The following is a 22,519-nucleotide window of genomic DNA, read 5'->3' as shown; positions in this document are numbered from 1 at the left end:
ATGAAGAAAATCCAAGTAGTACTCGTCGATGACCACACAATAGTCCGAAATGGACTGCGGTCGATTTTAGAAAGCACCGACGAAATCGAAGTCATTGGCGAAGCCGCCAATGGGGAAGAAGCCCTCGAAAAAATTGCCTACTTAAAACCCCAGGTGATGCTCATTGACATTTCGATGCCAGGCATGTCGGGTATTGAGTTAGTAGGTAAAGTGGTGAAGCAAAGCACCGCCATCCGACCTGTCATTTTATCGATGCACAACGATGACGCGTACATCCTCAAGTCTGTGGAGGCAGGAGCGTATGGTTATTTGCTCAAAGATGCCACGCGTGATGAAATTTTAGCGGCGCTACATTCGGTCAAAAATGGCGAAAAATATTTCAACCCCGCAGTAGCGGCGGTGATTGTGAATGGGTATTTGTCGCAGGTTCAAAAAGTAGAAAAAGCGTCAGAATCACGAAAAACACTACTTTCCAAAAAAGAAAAAGAAGTGCTAAAATTGCTGGTGGAAGGCATGAGTAGCCGCCAAATCGCTGACACTCTTGATCTTAGTGTACGTACCGTTGACAACCACCGTGCCAACATGATGCGTCGCCTTCAAGTGCATAATGCGGCCGAATTGGTAAAATTAGCCTTAGAAGAAAAGTTGCTGTAAATTTGTAAAGCACAGTTAGTCGCCAAACCATCCTCCTAGCTGTGCTTTACTTTTATGGAAATCATTGGGTACGCAGGAGCGCTTGTGATGGGGCTTTGCTTGGGACTTATTGGTAGCGGAGGAGCTATTCTTACCGTACCCATTTTAGTATATTTGTTTGGTGTTGAGCCACTTATTGCTACCACTTATTCACTTTTTATTGTGGGGCTCACGAGCCTAGTTGGAGCCACGGTCCGAGCGGGTGCGGGGCATATTCATTGGCCACTGACGCTAACTTTTGGAATTCCTTCGGTGGTGAGTGTGTTTTTGACGCGTACCTATTTGTTGCCCCTCATTCCCAATCCAATACTTCAAGCTGGTACTTTTATTCTTTCTCGTTCGAGCTTTTTACTGGCACTGTTTGCGGTATTGATGGTTTTTTCATCATTTTCGATGATAAAAAATCCGCCAAACCAATTTCCAAGGAATGGTAACCCATCCGCAGGCGGGTACTGGCAGATCATAAATATGTTGCTCAAGGGTTTTTTAGTGGGCGGAATCACGGGATTGTTGGGAGCAGGAGGAGGTTTTTTGATTATTCCAGCGCTGGTGCTGATTGCTCGCCTTCCGATGCAGCAGGCCGTAGGAACGTCGTTAGTCATCATTGCTACGAACTCCCTGACGGGTTTTTGGCGCGACTACGAATTTCATTCGCTCATTAACTGGCCATTTCTTGTGCATTTTTCTACCCTTGCAGTTATCGGTATTTTACTAGGGAGTTCGCTGGCTCGCAAGATTAGCGGTGATAAATTAAAACCAATTTTTGGTTATTTTGTGCTCGTGATGGGCTTTTACATTTTATTCAAAGAACTGTTTTTATCTTAACTTTTTCACAACATGAAAACGCTACTTGCAACTTTTACTTTTGTTATTGTGCTATTGGCTGGCACCTCTTTGCGTGCCCAAGAAAACTTAGCCCCTAAAGAATTTATTCAAAAACTCAAGACCACTCCCAATGCCCAATTATTGGACGTTCGCACGCCTAACGAATGGAATGCGGGTAAAATAGCTTCGTCGAAATGTATTAATTACAACGACCCAGCATTCAAAGAGCAAGTACAAAAACTAGACAAAGACAAACCCGTTTTTGTGTATTGTGCCGTAGGAGGGCGTAGTACGAAGGCATCACAAATTTTAAAAGAGTCAGGCTTTAAATTAATCTACAATTTGCAGGGTGGTGGCTACGCCGACCTAGCCAAAGAAGGAATAAAGTAGGGATTTGTAGCGTAGAAGTGGCGTCAATAACCTATATTTGTTTTGAAACAAAAACGTTTTTATGGAAAAATTGTTCTCATTTCAAAACAATATACTGCAAAATACGCCTTTATCGTTTAAACGGTATTTATATCAGCAGATCCCTTTTCATAGCCGTTTAGTAGGTGTGAAGGGAATTCGGGGAGTAGGAAAAACAACGTTGTTGTTACAATATTTTAAAACACAGCCGTTGTCAACGTCCTTGTACGTCACAGCTGACCATCCGTGGTTTTACCAACATTCATTGCTCGAAACCGCTGAAGAATGGCACAAACAAGGCGGGCGTTTACTAGTTATTGATGAAGTGCATAAATACGCTCATTGGTCGGCGGAGTTAAAAAATATTTATGATGGCTTTCCCGAAATGCGGGTACTTTTTACGGCTTCATCTGCCCTTGATATTTACCGAGGAGAGGCTGATTTAAGCCGTAGGGCTTTGAGTGTTACCTTGCATGGAATGTCGTTTCGAGAGTATTTATCATTATACCAACTGGCTGATTTGCCTTCTTTCTCATTAAGTGGCCTGCTAGAAAACCATCAAATAATAGCAATGGAGTTGATGCAAACGCTAAAGGCTCCATTGCTCCACTTCAAAAAATATCTTCAAACTGGCTATTTACCACTTGGAGTTCAAACTTCTTCTGAGCAAGAATATGGGATGAGAACTTTCCAGCTCATTGATGCTGTACTGGGCTTTGATTTAGCTTTTTTGCATGATTATTCAGCGAGTCATCAATCTAAAATTAGACGATTGTTAGGAGTTTTAGCTGATACAGTTCCTTACATTCCCAATATTCAGGAACTAGCTACGGTACTACAAGTTAGCCGAAATACCGTACTAATGTGGCTTCAACATCTAGAACAAGCGGCGATCATTCGTAATATTCACAAAGAAGGCCATGGAACTTCGGTACTTCAAAAGCCTGACAAAATTGTTTTGGAGAATACGAATTTCAATTACGCGTTAGGTAAAACGCCCAATGAGGGTACTCTACGTGAAACATTTGTGGCAAATCAACTCTGTAACAAAGGACACCATTTGGTATTAGCTGAACAAGGTGATTTTATGGTAGATGATAAATATACGTTAGAGGTAGGAGGAAAAAACAAAAAAAAGAAGCAAATAGCGGCATTATCCAACGCCTGGATTGTAAAAGATAACATTGAAATAGGTTATACAAATGTCATCCCCTTGTGGTTATTTGGTTTTTTATATTGAACCACAGTTTTGAGAATAATTTTCTCCAAATAGCATACTTACTAAAAAAACTTAGCGTATATTCTTGGTGATCAGAAGATAAACTTCTATTTTTGCACTCCCATTTTTGGGGTGGTATAACCATTTTTGAAAAAAACAGTATAAAATGCCAACTATTTCACAGTTAGTACGCAAAGGACGCGAACAAATGACGTGGAAATCTAAGTCACCAGCCTTAGATTCTTGCCCACAACGTCGCGGTGTATGTACGCGTGTATACACCACGACCCCGAAGAAGCCAAACTCGGCTTTGCGCAAAGTTGCGCGTGTACGTTTGTCAAACATGAAGGAAGTCAACGCTTATATCCCAGGCGAAGGTCACAACCTCCAAGAGCACTCAATCGTATTGGTGCGTGGTGGTCGTGTAAAAGACCTTCCAGGGGTACGTTACCACATCGTTCGTGGTGCGCTTGATACCGCAGGTGTAAACGGTCGTAAACAAAGCCGCTCACTTTATGGTGCTAAACGTCCGAAACCAGGACAAGTAGCTCCAGTAGGAAAGGGTGGAAAACCAGCACCAGGTAAGAAGAAGTAATTAAAACGCGTTAGCGTTCGTCCTTTTGTTTGCATAGTACATTATAGCATAAAAGGGTAGTAATCCCGAAGCTAGTTCGGGATGAATCAGTTGAAAAACGAAACCTACATTGATTAACAACTCAGTACAATGAGAAAAGCAAAACCTAAAAAAAGATACCTATTGCCTGACCCTAAGTACAGGGACGTAATGGTAACCAAGTTTGTGAACAACTTGATGTTGGAAGGTAAAAAAAGTACAGCGTACGAAATTTTCTACGGTGCATTGGAAATTGCTGAAAAACGTCTTAACGAAAGTGGCCTTGAAGTATGGCGCCGTGCGTTGAACAACGTAATGCCTGCTGTAGAGGTAAAAAGCCGCCGCGTAGGTGGTGCTAACTTCCAAGTTCCAACCGAAGTTCGTCCAGACCGTAAAGTTGCTTTGGGTATGAAGTGGATGATTAAGTACGCTCGTTTGCGCGGTGAAAAAACCATGCGTGACCGTTTGGCGGCTGAAATCGTTGCGGCATCAAAAGGTGAAGGTGCTTCTGTGAAGAAGAAAGACGATACGCACCGTATGGCTGAAGCCAACAAAGCGTTCTCGCACTTCCGTTTCTAGTAAACTGAAGCGCCTGACTAGGCAAAATATAAAAGCCGACTCTCTTGAGGGTCGGCTTTCTTTTTGTTTGTGCTTTGGGGCGGTTATTTCTTAAATAAAGAATCGACAAATTGAGCACGGTCAAATACTTGTAAGTCGTCCATGCGTTCGCCTACGCCAATGTATTTGACAGGAATTTTGAACTCGTCCGAAATACCAATCACGACGCCACCTTTGGCAGTACCGTCGAGCTTAGTAATCGCCAGTGAAGTCACTTCGGTGGCTTTGGTAAATTCACGTGCCTGAATCACTGCGTTTTGGCCTGTGCTTCCATCTAACACCAATAATACTTCATGCGGAGCGTCGGGCAATACTTTTTGCATGACACGCTTAATTTTCGTTAGCTCGTTCATCAAGTTTACTTTGGTGTGTAAGCGTCCAGCAGTATCCACAATCACCACGTCAGCGCCCATTTCTACCCCTTTCTTGACGGCATCGTGCGCCACGGCAGCGGGGTCGGTATTCATGCCGTGATCGATAACTGGCACGCCTGCACGCTGTCCCCAGGTTTTGAGTTGATCTACAGCAGCAGCGCGGAAAGTGTCACCTGCACCTAAGACAACTTTTTTACCACGTTTGTTGAACTGGTGAGCCAGTTTTCCAATGGTCGTTGTTTTGCCAGCGCCGTTTACCCCCACAACCATGATGACATAAGGTTTCGGCAGGTTGTCGGTTTCAAAGCTGTCTTTAATATCAAGTGATTGATTCTCGGTAAGTAGAGCAGCAATCTCGTCACGAAGGATTCGGTCGAGCTCGCTAGTGCTCGTGTATTTGTCTTTTGAAACGCGTGCTTCGATGCGCTCAATGACTTTGACGGTAGTACCAACACCCACATCTGAGCTAATTAGAATCTCTTCTAACTCATCTAAGACTTCCTCATCGACGGTTGATTTACCGACGAGGGCGCGGCTCAATTTCCCAAAGAAGCTTTCTTTTGATTTTTCGAGCCCTTTATCGAGCGTCTCTTTTTTTTCTTTTGAGAAAAAATCAAATAAACCCATGTTATCGTTTGTATAAATTCTGTCACAAATGTACAACAAAAAAAGTCCCTCATGGGGACTTTCTTAGAATATCGTTACGGTAACAGAGGTTGCGAATTAGTTTTTCAACGCAGCCTGTACCTCATCGGTAGGAACGATAACCTCTTTAAAAGTGTAAGCACCAGTCTTTGGAGATTTCACAGCTTGAATCACCTTAGCGTATGTCTTACCACCTTCTTTTTTCAGGGTTGCAACTACTTTCTTTGCCATTGTAAGTATCAGTTAAGATTGTTAAAAGTTAATGTTCAATCGTTTAACAGTACCAATTAACTAGTTAACGATCAACAAATAACAAATTATTTAATTTCTTTGTGAACCGTTACTTTCTTCAAGTATGGATTGTATTTCTTCATTTCCATACGGGCAGGGGTGTTTTTACGGTTCTTTGTCGTGATGTAACGCGACATGCCAGGAACGCCTGATTCCTTTTGAACCGTACATTCCAAAATTACTTGTATTCTGTTACCTTTCTTTGCCATTGCTTTTCAAAAATTTCAAAACGGAGCGCAAAGTTACAGATAGTCAAGCATAAGACAAAACATTTTCTTAAAATTTCAGGAAAAATATTTGCGTAACTTTGCGGCAGAGACATCTTTACCCTCATGCGATTTACGCCACGTATCATTGCTTTCTTACTTGCCCTAGCCATTTCGGCCATTACTGTTGCCTTTCTTTCGTTTGTGAGTGGTACCAACGGAAGTATGTTTTTTGTGGCAGGGCTTGCCAGTTTTTCGGCTGCTTTTTTTTTGATAATGTACGCCATTGAAATTTTGGTCTATCGTGAAGTGACCAAAATGCACCAGACCATTCAACGCCTGAAACTCAAGGACTTTAGCTTTCCAAGAAAAGCGATTGTGAGCGATGCCAACCCGTTGAAAAAACTCAACCAAGAGATTTTTGTCTATGTGGCTCGTAAGCAGCAAGAAATCGACGAACTAAAAAAATTAGAAATATTTCGTCGGGAGTTTTTGGCGGATGTTTCGCATGAATTAAAAACGCCCATTTTTGCAGCGCAAGGCTTTATTCATACCCTGTTGGATGGTGCCATGGACGATGTAAAAGTGCGGGATAAGTTTCTGCAGAAAGCTGCAAAAAGCTTGGATGGGCTCGATGCGCTCGTTAAAGATTTAGTGGCATTGTCGCAGATGGAAACGGGAGAAATCCGAATGCACAAGGAAATGGTGGACTTGCGTTTGCTGACCTTGGAAGTCTGTGAACAGCTTGAACACAAAGCAAACCTGCGCAAAACCCTCCTAAAAATTAAACCCGATCAACTGGCGCACGTCTGGGTAAAAGCCGACGCCTATCGAATCACGCAAGTGATGACAAACCTCATCGAAAACGCCATTAAATACGGAAATGACAACGGAAAGGTGGTTATCCATTTTGAAGAAGAGAAAAAACATTTTGTAATATCGGTACGTGACAATGGCCCTGGGATTCCGTCGGAACACTTGCCGCGCTTGTTTGAGCGGTTTTATCGGGTGGACAAAAGCCGCTCGCGTGAAAAAGGAGGAACGGGGCTGGGACTGGCCATTGTGAAGCATATTTTGAGTGCGCACGGGTCAAAGATTTCGGTAGCGAGCAAAGTGGAAAAAGGGACAACCTTTAGTTTTAAACTAGAGAAAGCTGACTAACTGACTTATTTTACGGATTAGGCGAATTGAACTTTTTTGACTTATTTTACGCCTTTAAAAGAGAAAAATAGAAATTTTCCAATATACATAACACTTCAAAAGACGATTCTTGTATGAACATTGCACTTGTCACTGGTTCGGCTGGATTGATTGGAAGCGAGTCGGTCGCTTTTTTTGCTGATAAATTTGACCTCGTGATTGGGGTAGATAATAATTTACGTCAATATTTCTTTGGGCAAGACGGAAATACGGAATGGAACCGTAACCGTTTGCAAGATGCGTACACGAATTATAAGCACTACAGCGCTGATATCCGTGAAGTGAGCCAGTTGGAGCCCATTTTTAAAGAATATGGTGCCGACATTAAGCTAATCGTTCATGCCGCGGCTCAACCAAGCCACGACTGGGCGGCACGTGAGCCTTTTACTGACTTCGGAGTAAACGCGGTCGGAACGCTCAACATGCTTGAAATGACCCGCCAAAACTGCCCAGAGGCGGTATTTATTTTTACTTCGACCAACAAAGTATATGGCGATAACCCTAATTACTTGCCATTGGTAGAACTAGAGAGCCGTTGGGAGATTTCGGAAGACCACGCATATTTCAAAAATGGTATTGACGAACACCATAGCCTTGACCATACCAAACACTCTATTTTTGGAGCGTCGAAAGTAGCGGCAGATATTATGTGCCAAGAGTACGGCCGTTATTTTGGCATGAAAGTAGGGGTATTCCGTGGTGGATGTTTGACTGGTCCTAACCACTCAGGTGCGCAGTTGCACGGATTTTTGGCGTATTTGATGAAGTGTACGATTACGGGTAACCCTTACACTATTTTTGGTTACAAAGGAAAGCAAGTCCGTGACAATATCCACAGCTACGACTTGGTGAATATGTTCTGGCATTTTTACCAAAACCCACGTCCAGGAGAAGCCTACAACGCAGGCGGTGGCCGCTATGCCAACTGCTCAATGTTGGAAGCTATCGCGATTTGTGAGAAAATTGCGGGTAAAAAATTGACATATCATTACTCAGAAACCAACCGTATCGGTGACCACATTTGGTACGTAAGTGACTTGACGAAATTTAAGAGCCACTACCCAGATTGGAACTGGACTTATAACCTTGAACAAACACTTGTTCAAATCCACGACGGTATCGCCGCTCGTTTGGCGATGACGGTGTAGAACTGTTATCTGTTAAACTGATAACACACTCAATGACTTCAAAATACGTCATACTCATACCGCAATACAACGATTGGGAGGCGTTAAACCTGCTTATCGAACGCATTAATCAAGACGTAGTGGCCGAATTGTTGGCCACTACGTCTTTGGTTATTGTAGATGATTGTTCTAGTCAAGATTTAGAACATTTGGTGGCGTTTCGGGGGCAACAGGTGCAAATTGTGCGTCTATATCGCAATTTGGGACATCAACGAGCTATTGCGATTGGGTTGTCTTACATCGCCAAAGAGGTATCGTGCGAAAAAGTGATTGTGATGGATGCCGATGGCGAAGATGCTCCTAAAGACATTAACGCCCTAGTCGCGGCTTCAGAAAAAGCACCTGACCGTATTGTGTTTGCGCAACGTACCAAACGCCAAGAGAGCTTTACTTTTCGTTTTTTCTACGGTATTTATAAATTTATCTTTCGTCAGTTGACGGGGAAAGTGATTACGTTTGGAAACTTCTCATTGATTCCGCAGCGACGTTTGCAAAACCTTGTGCGCGTCTCTGAAATATGGAACAATTTTCCTGGGGGTATTATTAGATCACGGATTCCGTATGTAGCCATTCCTACCGAGCGGGGAAAACGTTTGGCGGGTGAAAGCAAGATGAATTTTGTGTCGCTGGTATTGCACGGACTGAGTACGATTTCGGTGCTGATTGACGTAACGGCAGTTCGCATTTTAATCTTCTCGATTGGGATGTCATTGGCGGCGTTGTTGGTCATTTGTGTCGTATTGTTTTTGAAATGGATGAACGACGCCTCGCCAGGGTGGGCATCTACGCTCAGTTCGGCCTTGTTGATTGTGGTACTTCAATCGTTTTTGATTTCGCTTTTTCTTGTTTTTATGGTGCTTCAATACCGTACCCAACAGCAATTTATTCCCGTGCTTCAGTACCGCGATTTTATTGAGAAAGTAGAAGACATAAGTTAAAAACAGTGTTCATCAGCAAATAATCAATAAGTAGTTGTGTTGAGTTTCGACGATTTTCCCATAGTGTATTTTGCCCTTGGCTATCTCCTTGCAGGAGTGATAGTAGTACTGGCATTATGGAAAAATAAGCGCTTTCAAGAAATTCTTTTTCTGGGAGTAGCAGCAGCTTTGTTGTTGTTTATGCGCTTGCCCGTGGTGATTTTTAACCAAGAAATCAACCCCGACGAAAGTCAAATGTTGGCCCACGCCATTACCCTCAAACAGTATCCTATTTATTGGCAGTCGGTGGATGGGACTACCATTGGCCCGCTCGATAATTATGCTCTTTTGCTGCCATCGTTTTTTGGAAGAGCGATAGATTATACTTCGGGGCGTTTGGTGGGCTTGCTTTGTGTGTTGGGAAGTCTGTGGTTTTTTTACCGCAGTCTGAAAAATTGGTGGGGAGAAGACGCCGCTCGCGTTGCGCTCTTGCCGCCGTTATTTTTACTTACTTTTACACAGGAAGCTGATTATGTGCATTATTCGAGCGAACAACTTCCCGTTTTGATATTAAATATAGGGCTTTGGTTATTGTCCAAAAATTGGAATCCGTCGCTAAAAATAGCTCCTTGGTTTTTGCTTGGGCTGGTCTTAGGTATGAGTCCATTTGCTAAAATTCAAGTAGTGCCTCAAGCTGCGGTGATTGGGCTATTTGCAATTATACAGGGGTGGAATACGGAGAAAAAGATAACCAAACTCAGCGCATTGGTGCTTGGAGCGGTGACGTTCCCGATATTGACCTTGGTGTGGGCGTGGACGTACGATGTGCTCGACGATTTTTGGAATTTTTACGTTCTTGGAAACCTCATCTACGCGGGCGGTAGCTCGTTGACTGATTCGATTCTTCGTTTGCCGCATTTTTTTGCCAAAAGCCCCAGTTTTATGGCGTTTTTGCTGACTACCCTGCCGTTGGTATTGTTGGCTTTTAGAGGAGGAAAAAATAAAACAACAATGTTCTATTTTGCCGTGCTTTGGCTATTGACTGCGTTGTATGCCGCCACCAAGTCGGGAAATGATTTTGTACATTACCTCAATCTGTGCATCTATCCATTTGGATTGATGGCGGCGTTGGGTATCAATACCTTGGTCTTTAAACCTAAAGCATTTGCAATGCTGGCGATATTGACAGTAAGCGTGTGGGTAGGTTGGTTTGGATACAAAGTACTGAAACGTGAGCCACTCAATGCTTATTTTTCGACGGCTGACCACCGCGTGCCTGTAAGCCAAGTGTCGAAATTGATACAAAAATATGCCACCCCCAGCGACCGTTTGGTGATTTGGGGTTGGATGTGTCGGTATCACGTAGAAACACAAATGCCCCAAGGAACGGCCGAGAACCATTCGGAACGATGTATTTATCTGCATCCGATGCGAGAGATTTATTACAAACGCTATCTGGCTGATTTAAAACAAAATACTCCTAAAGTCTTTGTAGATGCCGTAGGCCCGAATAGTTTGTGGCTCTACGACCGCGCAACGCAAGCGCACGAAGCTTTTCCCGAACTTAAAGCCTTGATTGAAGCGCACTATCGACTCGTGGGAGAAGTAGAAAATACCCGCGTTTTTGTACGAACCGAATAATAAATCCCTCCTTTGGCCAAGAAACCATCTTTGCCAAAGTATAAAAGATGCGTTAATTTTGACCCTCTTGATGATTAGTTTAGAATCCTAATAGAATGACACATACTCAATTCCTTGCTTCATTGGTTTGCCCTAAAACGGGACAGCCGCTACAAGTTGCCGAAGATGGCCAATCGCTTACCGCTCCCGATGGCACAGTTTATCCTGTGTTGGATTCAAACATCATCGACATGGTGCATCCGCGTGAGTTGTTTGAGGATGATGCCCGCGAGCAGCATCTCTACGACCAAGCGTATCAACGCTATGACCGCGGCGTTTCGTGGGTGTTTGAAACATTGAATCACTCTGATGAAGCGGCTACTCGCCAATTTATGATTGGATTGATGAACTTGCAACCTGGCCAAACTGTGCTTGAAGTAGGAGCAGGAACTGGAAAAGATTCGGCCTTGATTATTGAGCAAATTAGCCCAGGCGGAACGGCAGTATTGTCGGATCTTTCACCCAATATGTTGCGACTTGCTACGCAGAAATTGAAGGCCGAGGACGTAAATATTCATTTCTTTTTGGGAAATGGTTCGTACTTGCCTTTTGCGGACGGTACGTTTGATTCTGTATTTCACTTTGGGGGAATCAATACATTTTCGGAACGTAAAAAAGCCTTTACGGAACTTACTCGGGTGGTGAAAGTAGGAGGAAAAGTAGTGATTGGAGACGAAAGTATGGCGCCGTGGCTTCGCAACGAACCTACGTACCAGACACTTTGGAAAGCCAACCCGTTGTTCCGTGCCGAGGTGCCCATCGCCGATTTGCCTGCCAACGTTGAAAACTTCAAATTGCACTATATTTTTGGCAACTGCTTTTATGTGATGGAATATACCGTCGCTGCCAAAGCTCCTGAAATTGACATTGATTTGCCAATCCCAGGCAAAGATTTTGTGGATAACTGGCGTTTGAGAGCAGAAAAAGCCTAGTGTTAGTGTTGAGGGTTGCTCACAACCCGACTTTAGCGCGTCTGACTGTCGTCTGACGCAAAACAGATGGTATCAGAGGGCTGCTCTCAACCGATTAGACGATACATTATCAAAAACACAAAGCAGAAAACCTGAAAACAGTAAACTGCAAACAAAAATGGCTTGGCAAAAAAAAGGAGTAATTTATAAACCAGATGGGTCGTTGGCGCACAGTCGTTCGCACGCGCAAGTGCCGTATGCGTACAAGCACCCTGATTTTTTACGTATTTATTTCTCGTCACGCGATGACAAAGGGCAATCTCGTCCTACTTTTATCGACGTGGATTATGATGACCCTAAAAAGATTTTATACATCCACGACAAGCCCGTATTGGAGCTTGGTGGCCCAGGTGAATACGACGAAACGGGCGCCATGCCAGCGTGGTTTGTTGATATGCCCAACGGCGATATTTGGTTGTACTACACGGGTTGGAATCGTACCCACAACTCATACCGCCTTTCGATGGGACTTTCGGTAAGTCACGACGGTGGGTTGACTTTCAAAAAGATGTTTACGGGGCCTATCATGGACCGTAGCATTCAAAACCCCATTTGGGCGGCGCAGCCTTCGGTGATGCGTGAAGAAGACGGAACGTGGCGGATGTGGTACATTTCAGGGCATAAATGTGAGTACATCCACGGCTACCCTGAGCCCTACTATCGTTGTCAGTCGGCCACTTCTACCGATGGTATTTACTGGAATATCAGTGATGTACCAACGCTCGATTTTGACGATTTCTTGCATGCTGTTGGTCGTCCGAGTGTGTTTAAAGAAGACGGTATTTACAAAATGTACTATTCATTCCGCCACACGCGCGACTACCGTACCGACCGCAACCAGAGCTATCGCCTTGGCTATGCCGAATCGGTGGATGGAGAGCATTGGGAGCGAAAAGACCATTTGGTAGGGATTCATAAATCAGAGACACCAGGTGACTTTGATTACAACATGATTGACTATGCTTATTGCTACGAACACAAGGGTAAAAAGTATTTACTGTACAATGGCAACGGTTTTGGTGCGGCTGGTTTTGGCTATGCCGTTTGGGAAGATTAAAAGTTGGAAGGTTTGTTGTAACTTTACTTTTGATTTTTGACCAAGGTCATACTTTCAAAAGGCCATGATTCGTAACATTGAAGGTTGTTAAACCAAACAGATTAGTACCATGTCAACATTAGCAGAGCAATTTCGTCAAGATGGGTTTTTACTCATTCGCAACTTCTTAGATAAAAGCGTGGTGGAAAACATCTACCGCGAAGCACGTGAAATATTTGCCGTTCAGATAAAGCACGTTACGGGGCGTACCGTTGATATTAATGACCGTGATGCTTTCGAAAACGCGATGTTTGAGTTTTTTGAAAAAGATTTTACGGCCTTTAGAAATACAGGCGTTACGGTTCAGCATAGCTTGTCGCTTCACCAGTTTGCGGTAAGTGAAAAAATTGTCAATCTCTTAAAAGAAGTTGGCATCGAGCAGCCCGTTATTGGCGCTCGTCCTGCCATGCAATTCAATAGCCGTTTTCTATCAAAAGACGGTAGTAAGCACTGGAAACTCGATGCCCACCAAGATTGGCGTACGGGTCAAGGCTCGCTCGATAGTACGGTGATTTGGTTTCCGATGGTGGACGCAGGTGCCGATTTAGGCGCGTTACAAGTAATTCCGCGTAGTCACACTTGGGGACTGTTGGAGTCGAGTACGTCGGGATATCAAGGAGGAATTACCGCTCAACTGAACGACGAGGATTTTGTCCAAACCGAATTCCAAGTAGGAGATTTGTTGATTTTCTCAGCATTCTTGGTACACCAATCGGGCAATAATATCACTAATAACATTCGCTGGTCGGTGCAGCTTCGTTATAACAACTTGGCCGAAGCTACTTTTATTGAAAGAGGTTATCCAATGGCGTATATATACAAACCAGAGGCTGAATTGGTGACACCAAATTTTCCAACTGTAGAACAACTTGAAGCTGTTTTTGCTTCACCAACACCTGCCGTATGATTAAAGTAAGCGTTGCGATTCTTACGTACAACCAGAAAGAATTTATTGGCAAAGCCATTGAAAGTGCGTTGTCCCAGAAAACAAATTTCGATATTGAAATATTGGTAGGAGACGATTGCTCGACGGATGGTGCGCAAGAAACCATACTCGCTTACCAAGAAAAATATCCTGATAAAGTAAAGGCTGTTTTGCATTCCAAAAATTTGGGGCAAAATGGCCTTTTCAATACCATCGAAACCCTCAAATTGGCCAAAGGAACGTACATTGCCCCGATGGACGGGGACGATTACTGGACCGACGACCAGAAACTGCAACGCCAAGTCGATTTCATGGAGGCGCATCCTGATTTTTCGGCTTGTTTTCATAATGCCCTCATTACCTACGAAGACGGTACGCCCTCACACGAACTCAATGCACCCGACCAGAAAGAGGTCATTACGGCGGCCGATTTGGTCGGGGAAGACGAAATTTGGTTCATGGCCACGTCGGCGGTGATGTTTAAAAATGGCATTATGCACTACCCCGAGTGGTTTTTGAAATCGTCGAGTGGAGATATTCCGCGTTACGTGATTTTGGCCAAACACGGCCCAATTGGGTACGTACCAGGCGTAATGTCTGTGTATCGAAAAAATAGAGGAGGGGCAAGTTTTAAAGACCACTACCGCGATGCGCGCTTTTTGTACAACCGAATTGCGATGTACGAAGGCATTGATAAAGAATTAGAGTATCGCCACCACTCGCTGTTGCGGCTCAACATCGCGCGTTACTACCGAATGCTTCTCGATGCCCGACAGTATCAAAAAAGCTACTTCCGCCGCGCAAGGTTGGCGTTGAAATACCTTCAATTGGGACAACCTCCTCGCGAAATTTCCAAAGAAATTATCCGAGATTACGTGCTTCCAAAGTGGATGATGAACGTTTATAGCTTCTTTGCGCTATTACCTCACCGTTTGAAAGAATCTTCCCGATGAAAGTTAGCGTTTGTGTTCCCACCTTCAACCACGAAAAGTACATTGCACAAATGCTCGAAGGTGCGTTGATGCAGCAAACGACCTTTCCGTTTGAAATTGTGGTGGGTGACGATGCTTCTACTGACGCCGCCCCGCGCATCATTCGGGAATACGCTGAGCGGTTTCCTGACAAAATTAGGGCGTATCTGCATCCCGAAAACTTAGGGCCGAAAGAGCCTCGGGAGTTTGGGGGACGAAACAACGTGCTTTTTTTGCTTAAAGCTTGCCAAGGCGACTATGTGGCGCTTTGTGAAGGCGATGATTATTGGACCGACCCGCTGAAGCTGCAAAAGCAAGTCGATTTTATGGAAGCTCACCCCGATTTTGCCATTTGTCACCATAATTTGGAGGTGATTTACGAAGATAATTCGCCGAGCCACCCTTTTAATGAACCTGACCAAAAGGCAGTTTCTACGGTAAAAGATGTGTTGGAAGACCGTTGGTTTATTGGAACGGCCAGTTTACTGTACCGAAATTTTTTCCGTAACGAAGATTTTGCGGAATGGCATCATCGCGCGGCGGCGGGCGATTGGGCGTTGGTGATTCAATTGGCTGCGCGCGGGAAAATTGGGTATTTGTCCGAAACGATGGGAAAATATCGAAAACACCGTGGAGGACTCAGCCATGTTCACGCAACGACCAACCCTTACTTTCTCCGAAACCGACGCCAAATGTTTGCTGATGTAAACGAATGGCTTGATTTTATTTACGACGATACTGTTCAGAAAACCTTGCAGTATTACGACCGTTTACTGGAAAAAATTGGAAATTAGGTCAAAATGACCCAATTTTGCTGTATAATCCTCTTAGGGTCATTCTCTCAAAATCATTCATAAAACGCCCGCGCCCAGACAATTGTCGTAGCGAAAGAGGGCCTGCCACATAGATGAAATTAAGCGTTGTCATACCCGCCTATAACGAACAAGATTCTTTGCCACAAACATTAGGCACGTTATACCAAACGTTGTCGAAGTACGACATCCCGCACGAGATTTGGGTGACCAACGACAACTCAAAAGATAAAACTTTACAGGTTTTACAAGAGCTGTCAAAAGAAATTCCGACCTTAGTTTATGAAACCAACCCAGGTCCGAATGGTTTTGGATACGCCGTTCGCTATGGCCTTGAGCGTTTTTCGGGCGACTGCGTGGCGGTTTTTATGGCCGATTTGTCTGATGACCCAGAAGATTTGGTGAAGTTTTACAAAAAAATGGTCGAAGGAAACTACGACGCAGTGTTTGGGTCGCGTTGGGGAAAAGGGGGTAATGTCTATGACTATCCGACGATAAAAAAAGTCATCAACCGTTTGGCCAATTTTATCATTCGGATGGTGATGGGCATTAAGTACAACGATACCACCAATGCCTTCAAACTCTACAAACGCGAAACCATGGAAGGGCTCAAGCCTTTTCTTTCTCCCCATTTTAACCTAACGGTAGAATTGCCGCTCAAAGCAATTGTGCGAGGATACAGCTACGCCGTGGTTCCTAACAGCTGGACTAATCGTAAGTACGGCGAGTCGAAACTCAAAATCAAAGAAATGGGAAGTCGTTACTTCTTTATTTTGATGTACTGTTTTATCGAAAAAACGTTCTCTCGCGGCGATTATCGTAAGAAAAACTAACGTGCTGAGGGTTGCTCACAACCCGATCTTTGTTACCTTCCCGAAAGTTTAGACCTTCCCGAAAGTTTTGAACTTTCGGGAAGGTGACAAAACCCGAACGTCTGGTTGTGAGCAACCAGACGCACATTCCAAAACCCGATTTTCCTGCCAGACGCACAATCCACTTAATTCGTATCGACGGTTACGGTTGCCGAAGGACCGTTCGTTATCCCCGTTCCGCAGGTGTTGTTGAGCGAAACCACTTTGTATTCGGTGGTAGTACGAGGGTTGACCGTAATTTGGTACGGATTGATAAACGTTCCGTTGACCGTAGTTCCGTCAGACAATACAAACGACCACGGTGGTAAGCCATTTTTGAAAGCTACTCGAATCCGAGACGCTCCCCCAGGCCGAATCACTCCCCCGCCCGTAACAGCCGCCGAAGCCGCGTTTTGCATCATTACGTTGATATTGGTAGGAACTCCTTCGGTAAATGGAAATGTGCCTATGACGCGCAATTGGTGCGTAGTGAGGGTATCTTTGAGAAACGGCGGCGAAATCTTAGCACGAAGCGCACTTAATCCTCCCACCGTAGGAAGATTTACCCATTTTCCGCTCGTATCGGCAATTTGTACAATGAATTTATTGGCATTCTCAAAACGCCCCGTCGTCGTAAAAGGAACGGTGATTTCAGTACCTGAGCAAATGATTTTATCCGAAAGGTTGCCCGTGGAGATGGTCGCAGGTGGAATTTTTACTTTGACCACGGCCGTTCCCGAAAACGTTCCTACGCCGCAGTAGCCTCCCGCCGACGTAATTTTATAAGTCGTTGGGTCGTTAGGACTTACTTTTAACGTGTAAGGTGTCACCCGAATGTCGTTTTGGTACGTGCCGTCCGATAGCAAGACAAACCAAGGACCACCGCCACCGAAGTCAACGGTAAGGTTGGTAGCACCTCCTTCGGGGATTTCGAGCGAGTCGCGGCGAAGGGTAGCTGTGGCAGGAGCTGAAACGTTGACATCGACGGTATCACTGGAAATCGTTGGAAAAGTAGAAACGACCCGAAGCTTGTAATTGCCCGCCTTCAACGAAAAAGGTGTTTTGGCAATGATAGGGCTTTCGGTAGCGAGTTCTGAGATGTTAGTAAAATTTTGCCCCGTGGTATCGCTAAGTTGGACGACGAAACCGTTGCCGATGTTGTATTTCCCCGTCGCGTTAAAATTGATTTGAAAGGGCGTTCCTGTACAAATGCGAAACCCTGCTTTGGGTACGGCTTTGAGGGCAATGGCGGGCAAGGTATCTTGGCTTACTTGTACCACCAATTCACCCGAGCCAGTACCGCTTCCGCAAGCATTGAGGATGGACGTAACTTTGTACGAAGTGGTTTCTTTGGGGCTTACTTGGGTCACGTAGGGGTTGACTAAGGTATTGGTGACAACGGTTCCATCCGAAATAGTGAACGACCAAGGAGCGGCTCCCGTGAGCGATACGCGGTAAGTGGCGGCTTGGCCTGGGCCAATTTTAGCGATACTTCCGCCGTCGTTGGTTTCTATTTTAGCTTGGGGCAAAGGCAAGACCATCAGGCGCGTAGGTGCACTTACTACGCTAGGGTGAGTTGAAATCACGCGAACAGCTACCAAACCCGCGCGGTTTTGGGGAAGGACAATGCGGGCAGGGCCGTGTTGAAGGGAGTCAGAAATGGTACTAAAGCGTCCTGATACGTCCGAAATCTGAACCAAAAAGCGATTTTTTTCTTCAAATTTGCCCTCAAAATCAAACGGAACGAAAATGGTGCTGCCTGGGCAGACCGAAACGTGCGATAAGTCATAGATACGGACGGCGGCGGTGATGACTACAGCGGCGGTGTCGGCGCGGTAGGTAGTGTCTCGTTGAAGGCCCACAGGGCTGGGAGCCGTTTGCTGTGCGTACGAACTCAACCCTATCCCTGCGCAAATGGCTAAAAGACAACTAACAATGATTCTGTGCATAGTGAACAATTTATGCACAAAATTAGGTGTTAGGGCGTTCTTTATCAAATGTTGGGTATTTAGCTTCTCATTTTGCTTTTACAATAGATGTGGGTCAATAACTTGTAAACCATCAATACTTTTAAAATCGGAGACATTACGAGAGATTAACACTAAGCCATAAACAAGAGCCGTAGCGGCAATGATAGCATCTGGTAACTTGGTCTTATGTCTTTTTCGGATTTCGATACTTGCCTCTACCACACTCAAGTGTACGAAGTTTTGCAGTTGACTAGGAAAATGTAAACACATAGTTCACACAGAATTTTCACATAGCACACAAAAGACTTTCTATGTTCACTATGTGTTTATTCTAATGTTTCCTATGTGTTTTAAAAAGAATGTTACTATATCCTGCATTTATTCGTACCCCAATACAATCGTATCATCAGTAAAATCAGAAGTGCTCTTCTGGAGTATTAAAGCCAAGCACTTCAATTTTGGAAATGACCGAACATTAGAAACTGCATCAACAATCATATTCATAAAGCCCATCCCCGAAGCAGGAAGTTTGTTGCCGAGATAATCAATGACAGCATTTGTGTCAATTAAATAGTGCGGTTGTTCCATTCATCACGGCTTTGGGTTATATGGCGTTGAAGTTCATTTGCCATACCAATAGGCAGTTTACCAGCATATCTTACAAATTCCCTACCGCTTGGTGAATGTGGGCGGCCATTTTGGGCTCATACACTACGCACGGAAACCCAAACAGACACTTGTTTTTAATCATTTCGGCAACTTCGGTCGGTACGCTTTCTTCCCAGCCAGGTTCGCCTCGCTTGATGAGTTCGAGAACGCGGTCGGTTGAAATCCGTAGGTTGTCTTCGTTGTAGTCGCGGATGTCCTCGATTTTATCGTTGCAGACCAAATAGTGGAAAAGCGGCTGCAAATTGGTGGACAATTCGAAGTTTTGGCAGTTGTAAAGCTTCCCGTTTTTAAATGTAGGATACACAAACAGCTTCACGTTGCGACTAAACAAGGTCGAAAACGACTCCAAAATGCCACCTGGAAGGTTTTGGTAATAACTTTCTTCAAAAATGTACTCCAAATTAGGAACCCCCAAAACCAACCCAATTTTGAGGCGGGTGGTTTTGGCCAAAAATGCCACCAAACGGTGATACTCGTGGTAGTTGGAAATCATTACCGTTTGACCAATCGAGCTCAGCACGTCCACGCGGTCGAGGAAATCCTTCTCGTTGATGTCTTTTTCGAGGCCACGGAGGTTTTGGAGTGTCAGCTCAGCTACCATCATCACTTTTTTCTCGTCCACGTCGGGTTCGGCCTTAAACTGTTTAAGGCCATTGCGAAGCATATCGATGTGGACGTTGGTGATGGGGCGAAGTCGCCCGCGTAATAACAAAATATGTTTTTTGTAGAGGGCTTCTGACGGCTGCAATACTTGCCCGTCGGGGCCAAACATGGCTACTTCGGTAAAGCCGTGTTTGACCAAATATAAACTCAAAAGTCGGTTGTCAACGTGGTTAAAATCAGGTCCTTGAATCCGAATCATGTCGATATGGACGCGGTCGGGGCCGAGGTCATCCATCAACGACATCAATAGAGTTTCGGGCGATTTGTAGTAATTAAAACAAGCATAAATCAAATTCACCCCAATCACTCCCAAGGCTTGTTGTTGCAAAATGCTGTCGTTGTCGAGCATTTTGATGTGAATCACTACGTCGTTGTACGGAGCGCGGGGCGTGAGTTGAAAACGCAGTCCGAGCCAGCCGTGGCCTTCGTTACTTTTTTGGTAATTGAGGGCAACGACGGTATTGGCAAAGGCAAAAAACAAACTATCGGCGCCGCGTTTTTCGGCCAAGCGTTGTTCGACGAGGTCATACTCGTGCTGAATCATTTTCATCAAGCGCGATTCTACCACGTAGCGACCGCTGGGTTCGGGACCGTAGATTTCGTCGCTAAACTTCATGTCGTAGGCCGACATGGTTTTGGCGATGGTTCCTGAAGCACCTCCTGCCTTAAAAAAGTGAGCGGCAGTATCTTGGCCCGCCCCAATTTCGGCAAAAGAGCCATAAATGCGGCGGTCTAAGTTGATGCGAAGGGCTTTTTGTTTGGTGCCTATGTGTTTATCGTACTTGATGCTCATGGGAAAGACGTTTGTTGATGCCCAGTTTTGTAACCTTTTCAAGTTTTTTTAAGACAATATTTTGAAAAGAAAAGCGAATACTTGGTCTTGACAAAAATACAATAAACTCCCATATCAGCACGCTTGCTTGTGGACAAACTACTCTTTTTCTGACATAAAATATGCTACGATGGTATAGGCAACGCCTACTAAAATCACCCTGAAAAACCAGTTTATGATTGTCTCCATGGTCGAATGTGAATGCTCATTGACCTCAATCAACGCGTGGACAGCGTACATGGCTACAAGGATAAACAATGCCCAGCCAACGGGGGAAATGGGCTTAAAAAAAATACCTTTTCGAACAAACCAGTGCATAAAAGTGGTGATTGTATAGTATATGGATGAAAAAATGAGCCTGTAAACATTAATGGAAATGCTGGAGAAGGGCGTGAAATCCGATAAAGAGGGCAGCTCCAAACCCCACAAAAATCAAGAACAGATTCCAGAAACGTACTTTGAGCGTAATTGTAAGTTCACGGCGTTCGGCATCGTACAGCACGTTGAGGAGCGAAAGGAGGTTCATTCCCGCTGCTACCATCGGAAAAATCACAAAGACCAAGGGCGAAAACCAGCCGCCATGCGAGCGGTCGAAAACCTCAAGGGTACTAAATAACATATCCAATACGCGAATGTTGCCGCCCGAGACGAGTTGCACCAGTACGCAAGCCAATAAAAAACAAGGCAAAGCCACCAACCACCAGCCTATCGCGGCCGATTTGCGGGTGTTGAGGATGGGTAATTTTAAATACGCTTGATGTTCGGTCATCACCTGAGGTTTTTTTAGGTTTTGTAATTTTTTTTCGAATTCGTCCATTGGTTCCATGGCCAACTTGAGTTAAAGTGGTTGGGTAATTAGCCGCATTTTTGCCGTAAATAGTCGATGCCCCGCGACAACAGCGACTTGACTGTTCCTTCGGGCTTGTCTAAAATAAGACTGATTTCAGCAATGCTTTTTTCTTCAAAATATTTGAGTGCAATCACCTCTTGGTACTTGATGTCAAGGGTTTTGAGGTGACGCTGTACGTCGGCAAATGCTTCATAGTCGGCCATTTGGCGTTCGGCTTCGTTCTTTTCGCGTTCAAAAACTGTGAGCAGTTCGCGGTCAGAAAGCATATCGTCCGACAACTGTCCAAACAAATCGGGGCGGTATTTTTGGTTACGAAAAAAGAGCTTGATTTCGTTGGTGGCAATTTTGTACAACCAAGCCGAAATGTGATGGCCTTCAAAACGGTACTTTTTTAGGTTTAAAAATGCCTTCAAGAACGTTTCGGCGGCCACATCGCGGGCAATGTCATAATCTCCCACCCGACGAAAAGCGTATCCAAAAATTTTGGAATAATACGCATCGTAGAGTTGCCCAAATGCCTGTTCATCGAGGGGTTGGGAGACGTTTATGGGGTCAGCGACGGTTTTCAAACTCAATAATCATTTGAATCCATAATGCAAGGGAATAGAAAAGGTTGCAGTTTTCCACCAAAAAAATATTCAATCCCTTCAAATTGTGGATAAAGTCATAATTTTGTGGAAAAATTGAGAGAATGCAAATAGATAAAGATACGCTTCACAAGATTGCGCATTTGGCGCGTTTGGAAGTGAAACCCGAAGAAGAAGCTCCGTTGTTGAAAAGCCTAGAGAGCGTGTTGTCGTGGATGGAGCAGTTGGATGAATTAGACACGACAGGTGTAGCCCCTTTGACTCACATATCGGCCGAAATCAACGTGATGCGTGAAGATGTGGTCGGAAATCACTTGCCAAGAGAGCAAGCGTTGGTAAATGCGCCTTCGCAAGACGGAACGTACTTCCGTGTGCCTAAGGTGATTGAATAAAAAACGGACCCTCCCGAAAGTTTTAAACTTTCGGGAGGGTTGAACTTTCGGGAA

At 44.6% G+C, this 22,519-nt stretch carries 27 protein-coding genes; 17 read left to right on the top strand and 10 right to left on the bottom strand.

Annotated elements, in window-relative coordinates; translation table 11 throughout:
* From DTQ70_RS20710 to rpsG, 6 genes are all read left to right on the top strand, one after another.
* Positions 1-654, top strand: coding sequence for a response regulator transcription factor (locus tag DTQ70_RS20710; protein WP_122932579.1), 654 nt, complete (start codon positions 1-3; stop codon positions 652-654).
* 54 nt (positions 655-708) lie between these two features.
* The gene (locus tag DTQ70_RS20705) at positions 709-1,518 is read left to right on the top strand and encodes a sulfite exporter TauE/SafE family protein (RefSeq protein ID WP_122932578.1); all 810 of its coding nucleotides are present in this window, start codon (positions 709-711) and stop codon (positions 1,516-1,518) included.
* Positions 1,519-1,530: 12 nt separating this feature from the next.
* Positions 1,531-1,908 (top strand): rhodanese-like domain-containing protein, encoded by a 378-nt coding sequence (locus DTQ70_RS20700; protein WP_122932577.1) that lies wholly within the window; start codon positions 1,531-1,533, stop codon positions 1,906-1,908.
* A gap of 61 nt (positions 1,909-1,969) precedes the next feature.
* Entirely contained in the window at positions 1,970-3,166 is a 1,197-nt protein-coding gene (locus DTQ70_RS20695) for an ATP-binding protein (RefSeq protein WP_122932576.1), read from the top strand.
* Positions 3,167-3,311: 145 nt separating this feature from the next.
* Positions 3,312-3,740 carry a 30S ribosomal protein S12 gene (gene rpsL / locus DTQ70_RS20690; protein ID WP_028523856.1) on the top strand — a complete coding sequence of 143 codons (429 nt, stop codon included), beginning with the start codon at positions 3,312-3,314 and terminating at the stop codon, positions 3,738-3,740.
* 129 nt (positions 3,741-3,869) lie between these two features.
* A complete protein-coding gene (rpsG, locus tag DTQ70_RS20685) occupies positions 3,870-4,337 on the top strand; it encodes a 30S ribosomal protein S7 (protein ID WP_122932575.1) in 468 nt (155 codons plus the stop codon).
* 83 nt (positions 4,338-4,420) lie between these two features.
* Here rpsG and ftsY read toward each other — a convergent pair whose 3' ends face one another.
* The 3 genes from ftsY to rpmG all read right to left on the bottom strand — a co-directional run bounded on the left by ftsY (position 4,421) and on the right by rpmG (position 5,895).
* Positions 4,421-5,377: a signal recognition particle-docking protein FtsY gene (gene ftsY / locus DTQ70_RS20680; protein WP_122932574.1), complete on the bottom strand. Its 957-nt coding sequence runs from the start codon at positions 5,375-5,377 to the stop codon at positions 4,421-4,423.
* 96 nt (positions 5,378-5,473) lie between these two features.
* Positions 5,474-5,626 carry a DUF4295 domain-containing protein gene (locus DTQ70_RS20675; RefSeq protein WP_084332196.1) on the bottom strand — a complete coding sequence of 51 codons (153 nt, stop codon included), beginning with the start codon at positions 5,624-5,626 and terminating at the stop codon, positions 5,474-5,476.
* 86 nt (positions 5,627-5,712) lie between these two features.
* Positions 5,713-5,895, bottom strand: coding sequence for a 50S ribosomal protein L33 (gene rpmG, locus DTQ70_RS20670; RefSeq protein ID WP_028523859.1), 183 nt, complete (start codon positions 5,893-5,895; stop codon positions 5,713-5,715).
* A gap of 123 nt (positions 5,896-6,018) precedes the next feature.
* On the opposite strand from rpmG, the gene DTQ70_RS20665 reads away from it, so the two are divergent.
* The 10 genes from DTQ70_RS20665 (at position 6,019) to DTQ70_RS20620 (ending at position 16,484) form a co-directional block, all read left to right on the top strand.
* The gene (locus DTQ70_RS20665; protein ID WP_122932573.1) at positions 6,019-7,053 is read left to right on the top strand and encodes a cell wall metabolism sensor histidine kinase WalK; all 1,035 of its coding nucleotides are present in this window, start codon (positions 6,019-6,021) and stop codon (positions 7,051-7,053) included.
* Positions 7,054-7,166: 113 nt separating this feature from the next.
* On the top strand, positions 7,167-8,240 hold the full coding sequence (locus tag DTQ70_RS20660) for an NAD-dependent epimerase/dehydratase family protein (RefSeq protein WP_122932572.1): 1,074 nt from the start codon (positions 7,167-7,169) through the stop codon (positions 8,238-8,240).
* A 32-nt stretch (positions 8,241-8,272) separates the two neighbouring features.
* Positions 8,273-9,217, top strand: coding sequence for a glycosyltransferase (locus DTQ70_RS20655; RefSeq protein ID WP_122932571.1), 945 nt, complete (start codon positions 8,273-8,275; stop codon positions 9,215-9,217).
* Positions 9,218-9,253: 36 nt separating this feature from the next.
* A complete protein-coding gene (locus DTQ70_RS20650; RefSeq protein ID WP_164490134.1) occupies positions 9,254-10,837 on the top strand; it encodes a hypothetical protein in 1,584 nt (527 codons plus the stop codon).
* 95 nt (positions 10,838-10,932) lie between these two features.
* On the top strand, positions 10,933-11,808 hold the full coding sequence (locus DTQ70_RS20645) for a class I SAM-dependent methyltransferase (protein ID WP_122932569.1): 876 nt from the start codon (positions 10,933-10,935) through the stop codon (positions 11,806-11,808).
* Between the two features lie 157 nt (positions 11,809-11,965).
* Positions 11,966-12,904: a hypothetical protein gene (locus DTQ70_RS20640; RefSeq protein ID WP_122932568.1), complete on the top strand. Its 939-nt coding sequence runs from the start codon at positions 11,966-11,968 to the stop codon at positions 12,902-12,904.
* Between the two features lie 109 nt (positions 12,905-13,013).
* Complete coding sequence (locus DTQ70_RS20635; RefSeq protein ID WP_122932567.1) at positions 13,014-13,850, top strand: phytanoyl-CoA dioxygenase family protein; 837 nt, start codon at positions 13,014-13,016, stop codon at positions 13,848-13,850.
* On the top strand, positions 13,847-14,821 hold the full coding sequence (locus DTQ70_RS20630; protein WP_122932566.1) for a glycosyltransferase family 2 protein: 975 nt from the start codon (positions 13,847-13,849) through the stop codon (positions 14,819-14,821). Before DTQ70_RS20635 ends, DTQ70_RS20630 begins: the two co-directional genes overlap by 4 nt.
* On the top strand, positions 14,818-15,633 hold the full coding sequence (locus DTQ70_RS20625) for a glycosyltransferase (RefSeq protein ID WP_122932565.1): 816 nt from the start codon (positions 14,818-14,820) through the stop codon (positions 15,631-15,633). Before DTQ70_RS20630 ends, DTQ70_RS20625 begins: the two co-directional genes overlap by 4 nt.
* Before the next feature lie 113 nt (positions 15,634-15,746).
* A complete protein-coding gene (locus DTQ70_RS20620) occupies positions 15,747-16,484 on the top strand; it encodes a glycosyltransferase family 2 protein (protein WP_122932564.1) in 738 nt (245 codons plus the stop codon).
* Positions 16,485-16,648: 164 nt separating this feature from the next.
* Here DTQ70_RS20620 and DTQ70_RS20615 read toward each other — a convergent pair whose 3' ends face one another.
* From DTQ70_RS20615 to DTQ70_RS20585, 7 genes are all read right to left on the bottom strand, one after another.
* Positions 16,649-18,451 carry a hypothetical protein gene (locus DTQ70_RS20615; RefSeq protein ID WP_122932563.1) on the bottom strand — a complete coding sequence of 601 codons (1,803 nt, stop codon included), beginning with the start codon at positions 18,449-18,451 and terminating at the stop codon, positions 16,649-16,651.
* A gap of 78 nt (positions 18,452-18,529) precedes the next feature.
* Positions 18,530-18,742 (bottom strand): PIN domain-containing protein, encoded by a 213-nt coding sequence (locus DTQ70_RS31340; protein ID WP_122932562.1) that lies wholly within the window; start codon positions 18,740-18,742, stop codon positions 18,530-18,532.
* A gap of 108 nt (positions 18,743-18,850) precedes the next feature.
* A complete protein-coding gene (locus tag DTQ70_RS20605; RefSeq protein WP_122932561.1) occupies positions 18,851-19,060 on the bottom strand; it encodes a hypothetical protein in 210 nt (69 codons plus the stop codon).
* A gap of 70 nt (positions 19,061-19,130) precedes the next feature.
* A complete protein-coding gene (locus DTQ70_RS20600) occupies positions 19,131-20,597 on the bottom strand; it encodes a TonB-dependent receptor (RefSeq protein WP_122932560.1) in 1,467 nt (488 codons plus the stop codon).
* A 138-nt stretch (positions 20,598-20,735) separates the two neighbouring features.
* Complete coding sequence (locus DTQ70_RS20595) at positions 20,736-20,954, bottom strand: hypothetical protein (RefSeq protein WP_122932559.1); 219 nt, start codon at positions 20,952-20,954, stop codon at positions 20,736-20,738.
* Positions 20,955-21,003: 49 nt separating this feature from the next.
* On the bottom strand, positions 21,004-21,453 hold the full coding sequence (locus DTQ70_RS20590) for a hypothetical protein (protein ID WP_122932558.1): 450 nt from the start codon (positions 21,451-21,453) through the stop codon (positions 21,004-21,006).
* A gap of 38 nt (positions 21,454-21,491) precedes the next feature.
* Positions 21,492-22,055: an RNA polymerase sigma factor gene (locus tag DTQ70_RS20585; protein WP_164490133.1), complete on the bottom strand. Its 564-nt coding sequence runs from the start codon at positions 22,053-22,055 to the stop codon at positions 21,492-21,494.
* A 122-nt stretch (positions 22,056-22,177) separates the two neighbouring features.
* Between DTQ70_RS20585 and gatC the strand changes: the two genes are divergently transcribed.
* Positions 22,178-22,465 carry an Asp-tRNA(Asn)/Glu-tRNA(Gln) amidotransferase subunit GatC gene (gene gatC, locus DTQ70_RS20580; RefSeq protein WP_122932556.1) on the top strand — a complete coding sequence of 96 codons (288 nt, stop codon included), beginning with the start codon at positions 22,178-22,180 and terminating at the stop codon, positions 22,463-22,465.
* Positions 22,466-22,519: the final 54 nt, after the last annotated feature.

The organism is Runella sp. SP2, from assembly GCF_003711225.1.
GTDB lineage: Bacteria > Bacteroidota > Bacteroidia > Cytophagales > Spirosomataceae > Runella.
The sequence above is the reverse complement of the archived record's forward strand: the minus strand, read 5'-3'. Positions and strand labels throughout refer to the sequence as shown.